This window comes from Zongyangia sp., from assembly GCF_965361945.1.
In genome coordinates, this window is the sequence record NZ_CBDTOK010000121.1 from 1 (window position 1) to 4471 (window position 4471).

The following is a 4471-nucleotide window of genomic DNA, read 5'->3' on the forward strand; positions in this document are numbered from 1 at the left end:
AAGAAAACAGCATATCCATTATGGAGGCTTAGCTCAGCTGGTTAGAGCGCCTGCTTCACACGCAGGAGGTCACTGGTTCGAGTCCAGCAGTCTCCACCAAAGCAACATAATCCGAACTTGTTCCCCATCGGGGACGGGTTCGGATTTGTTGTTTATCTAGCTGCTTTAGCAAGATAACCAAGAATGGCCCTTTATCTGTTCAACAAACAGATAAGGGCCATTTTTTATGTATCGCTATGCTGCTTTTTCCACGATTCAAACGCCGCTTTGCCCTCGTCGCTTTCAAAATACGCTTGAATCTTCTGGAGCAGGCAGCGAGCCAGCGATTCGATTTCAAAATCAGGAATCACCGTTTCTTCCCGTTTTTCGGCCACATTGTCGGGGCCGTGAATGTCAATCATAGGTCATCACCATCCATCGTTATAACAACAGGACTTCCCGCCGCATCGTACTGAGGGATATACTTCTTGTGTTCGCTACGGTCAAGGTAGTCATCCAGCGGGTGCTTTTTTGTTTCAATCTCATGCCGTTGCAGCCAAGCCCGTATCTCGCGCATTTTGCTTTTATCGTGACCCGTCTGCAGCTTTGCCTTATAGAGGTATGAGTAATCGTCATAAAGATATTTGAGCAACTGCTCGTCAGCCCTATCGCCCCAAAGCTTAAAAGCCTTAAAGAGCGTAGCATACAGGCCAGACCCAGCACGCAGATACTCTATGGACTGGCGTAACGTGTTATCCCGTGGGCTTGCGGTGTTCAATGCAGCAGGATTTACCCCGGCGGCGATCCCAATCAAGGCATCTGAAAATGCAGTCACTTCGCCCGTAGAGGTATCAACAAAGCGGTATCTATCGCTGATATGTTTTGCAATCCATTTCTGCAAATCCTACGGTGATAAAGTTTCCGACAATAGCTGCTCTGAAAGCTGATGGGCATAATCGTGTAAAAAACACGCTTCAAATCGCACCCAGCTTTCATGTTGTAAGGCTTCATCATAGCGGTAGCCTATCGCTTGTATCTGCTCTTGCTTTTTAGTATAGACCCGTAAAAAGCCGTTTGACTTACCTACTCTCGACCCGACATAAAAGGTCTCATAGGCTCCGTCCTTGTCGATGGCGGACATATTGCGGACGGATTGACGGTCTTTCCAATTCTTTACTGTATAGGAGCTGTCCTTCAGTCGCTCATAGATTGCGTCCGGGCATAGCAGCCTGTTGGGAAACAACTCATCCAAATAAAATCGTATTCACCTTTAACTGCAAAGGCGGAGCAAAAGCCATTTCTTTAGATGATATACAAGGTTCGGATTTGGACGCAGAGTGTCCACCAATCCTGCATCTCTTGATTTACAAGGGGTGCAGGATTTTTCTTACTCCCACAGCCGTTTCACGGATTCCGTGTCGCGTTGTGGGCTTCCTAATATTGGATTGAAATTCCAAAGAAAAGAGTCAAATTTACGCACGGATTACGCACGGAAAAAGCGGGGGGCCGAAGCCCCCGCCTTTATCCTTTTACGATGTGTTCGTAAATACCGGGCCAGCTTATCCTTGGGCGCATCCTTGTCGTTGAGAAAGGCGCATGCCATATCGATGTAGAAGTCGACATCTCCACCGACGCCGTGCTTACTGGCCGCCGTGGCATAGCCGCTGTACATCATGCACAGTGCGGCCCAGAACTGGACTGGGTCACAGTCAATGCCCCTCTGCTCCATCAACTGGTGCACCTGGTCAAACGTCCAGTGCGCTCCGGTGGTGCCGTCCTCATTTTCCATTTTCGAGACCCACTTATTTGCGTCCATGGGAGAAAACTTATAGAGCTTTCGGGTCTTTTCCCCGGCGTGATCCAGGACGGAATAAAGAATTGCAAGTCGTTCGCAGACCTGATAGCAAGTGTGTTTGCTTTCAAGATCCTCAATCTCTTTCTCTATCATGGGAATGTCAAGCACTGGTAATCACCTCCAGTATCTTGCCGAGCATCTCATTCTGCTCGTCAAATTTCCGGCCCAACTCCTCCAAAAGATATTCGGCCTGCTTGTCGTTGGCCGCCGCGACATCGTTTTGGGCGGATTGCTGGCGGTTTTCCATCAGGTTCTCATAGCCCAGAAGGAACGACGCGACGGTCAGGATATCAAGGCCCTTGAAATTTCCGTCCGTCAGAGCTTGAATGCTGTAACACCCACGTTGTTCACGGTCACGGTGGTAGGCAGGGTGGCGGTGGTGGACAGGGCAACAGTAAGGGTAGAGGAGGAATCACAGCACTGGAGCCGGACAATAGCGGGGATATTAGCCGCGCTGCCACAGCCGGTACCACAGCTCCACCATACCCAGGTTTGGATTGCGGCGGCGCATGTCCCGAATCAGCTTCATCTCCGCCTCTGTGTGCTGATTGGGATGGCTATGAGGCCGCCGGGACCGGCGCGCCAATGACTCTGGCGTCCCGTTCCAGCGCGCCTTCCAGAAGTAGATGTATGACCGGCTTATGTTATACTTCCGGCTGGCGCGGCTGACGCCGTATTTCTCCGCGTACTACACTTGGTATTGGGCCGATTCAGTTTTGCGCTGGTTTCCACAGACGGCACCTACCCTCCGCCTCGTCCCGCTCTTTCAGGAGACGGGCCAGGGCAGAGAAAAATTTCTTTTGCAGGTAGTCCACGCTGCTCCGATTGAGCTGATGGGCCTCGACGTACTTGCGGATGGGCAGGCCCTCCACGAACCGCTCTTGGAAATAATTCTTGTACTCGGACAATACAGTTTTCGTGGCGTTGTCCAGAAATTGCAAATCCTCTTTCAGCTTGGCGAAGTTGCTTCGGGTGATGGCGGCATATCTCTTTTCCTTTACGCAGAGACGGTATTTGCTCCGGTCGAAGTTGTAGTTCTCGCACAGGTCTTTGGCATATGCGAGGTAGGTGATGACCTGCTGATACTCGCGGGAGTCGTATGCTTCCTCCAACTGTTGCCTCTGCCGTTTCCGCACCGGCCCCCGGAAGCCCTCATCCTCCAGCCGCTCTATGGCTTCCCCTGAGATCTCCATGTTGAGCAACCGCTTATACTTGTCTTTCCGTTCACCGTTCACTTTCACGAAAGCGCAGAAGGCTTTTTGCTGGAGGTGCGGTACTTTGCAAAGGGATAGGTGGTCCAGATGACCATCTCTTCGCCGGTGTCGGCATTGGTGTCCAGGGAGATCACATAGGCCACCTTGTCATCGTACCGCCGGTAGTACCCGGCAAAGATCTGCCTGCCCGCCATCGCTATTGCCTCCGTTCTTTTTCTACTTTCAGTATAGCGGAGCATGGGCCTTCTGCAAATGGCGGAAGACTTTTCTTTGTTTTATTTCCCCCGCAGAATTTGAGGCGCTCACCACTTTTAACTGTTTTCCTCCAAGGAAATCTGGTGTCCCACGCCCCAGGTTGTTTCGATCAGACGATCCATACCGTGTTGACCAAGTTTCCTGCGGATCTCCCTGATATGATATTTGAGAGGTTCATCCGCACAAATATCGTACTCTGCCTTCCATGCGCTTTCAAAGAGTTCTTCTTTTGTTACGATTTCCCCGATGCGGTCTACAAGGAGCTGTAGTATATCATATTGTTTCGGAGTCAGATGGAGATTTTCCCCATTCAGGAAGGCTTTTCGGGTCCCCAGATTGATTTTCAAGCCGAATTCGGTGACTTGGATCAAAGCAGTCTCTTTGGTATTGGCGCTCAGGTAGCGGCGCATCAGAACCGAGGCGTAGGCCAGAAGCGTTTCCTGATCCAGGGGCCCTTCCATGGGGAGGTAGGCATCCGCCTCAGCGGTCAATGCGCTGATTGCTTCCTTCCTGGAGCCAAAGGCAGAGAGCGCAAGGATGGGCGTCTGCTCCAGTTGCCGAAGCCGTCGGCCAATGGCCACACCGTCAGCATTGGGGATTCCGAGATCCAGGATGACCAGGACAAAGCGGGAGCGGGCATACAGACTGACTGCCTGGGCATATGTTTCCGCATGGTCGATCTCCAGAGCGGCAGCTTGCAGGCTGTCCGTGATTTCTCGGCAAAGAGGTGGATCGCTTGTCATGACCAGCGCCTTGTTTTTTCGCATATTTCTTGATCGAATGCTCCGGGCGGAGCTCACAGGCACTCCATCAAAATCTCATAGACCTCATCGTGGGTGAGCTGCCTGGGGCCGTTTGGCAGAAGATTGACGCTGTCCGCCACCTGCCGCAGCAGATCCGGGGTGATCTCCACCCTGCTTTTCAGCTGGCTCAGCTTGACCGGCAGGCCGCACTCCTGGATAAAGGCGGCCAGAGCGTCCACCGCCGCCTCCGCTCCGTTCACGCCGAACACCTCCCGGCCCAGCCGGGCAAACTTCTCCGGCGCGTCCTTCACAATGTGCCGGTAATAGGCCGGGTGGATCACCGCAAGCCCCTGGCCGTGGTTGCAGTCGGTGTAGGCCCCCAGCTGGTGCTCCATCTGGTGGCACTCAAAGTCGGTGAGACGGCC

At 52.6% G+C, this 4471-nt stretch carries 8 protein-coding genes, 1 tRNA gene and 2 pseudogenes; 1 reads left to right on the top strand and 10 read right to left on the bottom strand.

Translation table 11 applies throughout. The annotated features are described in order from the left end of the window. Positions 1-22 precede the first annotated feature (22 nt). Positions 23-99, top strand: a tRNA-Val gene (locus ACZ25G_RS07795). A 125-nt stretch (positions 100-224) separates the two neighbouring features. On the opposite strand, the gene ACZ25G_RS07800 is transcribed toward ACZ25G_RS07795, so the two are convergent. The 10 genes and pseudogenes from ACZ25G_RS07800 to ACZ25G_RS07845 all read right to left on the bottom strand — a co-directional run. Continuing rightward, positions 225-401 (bottom strand): hypothetical protein, encoded by a 177-nt coding sequence (locus ACZ25G_RS07800; protein WP_463682080.1) that lies wholly within the window; start codon positions 399-401, stop codon positions 225-227. Next, entirely contained in the window at positions 398-880 is a 483-nt protein-coding gene (locus ACZ25G_RS07805; RefSeq protein ID WP_463682081.1) for a hypothetical protein, read from the bottom strand. Before ACZ25G_RS07805 ends, ACZ25G_RS07800 begins: the two co-directional genes overlap by 4 nt. Before the next feature lie 3 nt (positions 881-883). Then, positions 884-1231, bottom strand: a complete 348-nt coding sequence (locus ACZ25G_RS07810; RefSeq protein WP_463682082.1) for a replication initiation factor domain-containing protein — start codon at positions 1229-1231, stop codon at positions 884-886. A gap of 231 nt (positions 1232-1462) precedes the next feature. Further along, positions 1463-1942 carry a DUF7841 family protein gene (locus ACZ25G_RS07815; protein ID WP_463682083.1) on the bottom strand — a complete coding sequence of 160 codons (480 nt, stop codon included), beginning with the start codon at positions 1940-1942 and terminating at the stop codon, positions 1463-1465. Beyond that, positions 1935-2081, bottom strand: a complete 147-nt coding sequence (locus tag ACZ25G_RS07820) for a hypothetical protein (protein WP_463682084.1) — start codon at positions 2079-2081, stop codon at positions 1935-1937. Before ACZ25G_RS07820 ends, ACZ25G_RS07815 begins: the two co-directional genes overlap by 8 nt. Positions 2082-2279: 198 nt before the next feature. Next, a pseudogene (locus ACZ25G_RS07825) lies at positions 2280-2510 on the bottom strand (helix-turn-helix domain-containing protein); the annotation flags it as partial. Between the two features lie 34 nt (positions 2511-2544). Further along, positions 2545-3075: a hypothetical protein gene (locus ACZ25G_RS07830; RefSeq protein WP_463682085.1), complete on the bottom strand. Its 531-nt coding sequence runs from the start codon at positions 3073-3075 to the stop codon at positions 2545-2547. Beyond that, entirely contained in the window at positions 3072-3287 is a 216-nt protein-coding gene (locus ACZ25G_RS07835) for a hypothetical protein (RefSeq protein ID WP_463682086.1), read from the bottom strand. The genes ACZ25G_RS07830 and ACZ25G_RS07835 overlap by 4 nt, the downstream gene beginning before the upstream one ends. 72 nt (positions 3288-3359) lie before the next feature. Next, the gene (locus ACZ25G_RS07840; RefSeq protein ID WP_463682087.1) at positions 3360-4070 is read right to left on the bottom strand and encodes a response regulator transcription factor; all 711 of its coding nucleotides are present in this window, start codon (positions 4068-4070) and stop codon (positions 3360-3362) included. 29 nt (positions 4071-4099) lie between these two features. Next, positions 4100-4471 (bottom strand): annotated as a pseudogene (locus tag ACZ25G_RS07845) (iron-containing alcohol dehydrogenase); the annotation flags it as partial.

Bases quoted from the DNA above. Each gene is read 5' to 3' on its own strand.
- ACZ25G_RS07835 (WP_463682086.1), bottom strand. From the start codon at position 3,287: ATGCTCCGCTATACTGAAAGTAGAAAAAGAACGGAGGCAATAGCGATG.
- ACZ25G_RS07820 (WP_463682084.1), bottom strand. From the start codon at position 2,081: ATGGAAAACCGCCAGCAATCCGCCCAAAACGATGTCGCGGCGGCCAAC.
- ACZ25G_RS07800 (WP_463682080.1), bottom strand. From the start codon at position 401: ATGATTGACATTCACGGCCCCGACAATGTGGCCGAAAAACGGGAAGAA.
- ACZ25G_RS07840 (WP_463682087.1), bottom strand. From the start codon at position 4,070: ATGCGAAAAAACAAGGCGCTGGTCATGACAAGCGATCCACCTCTTTGC.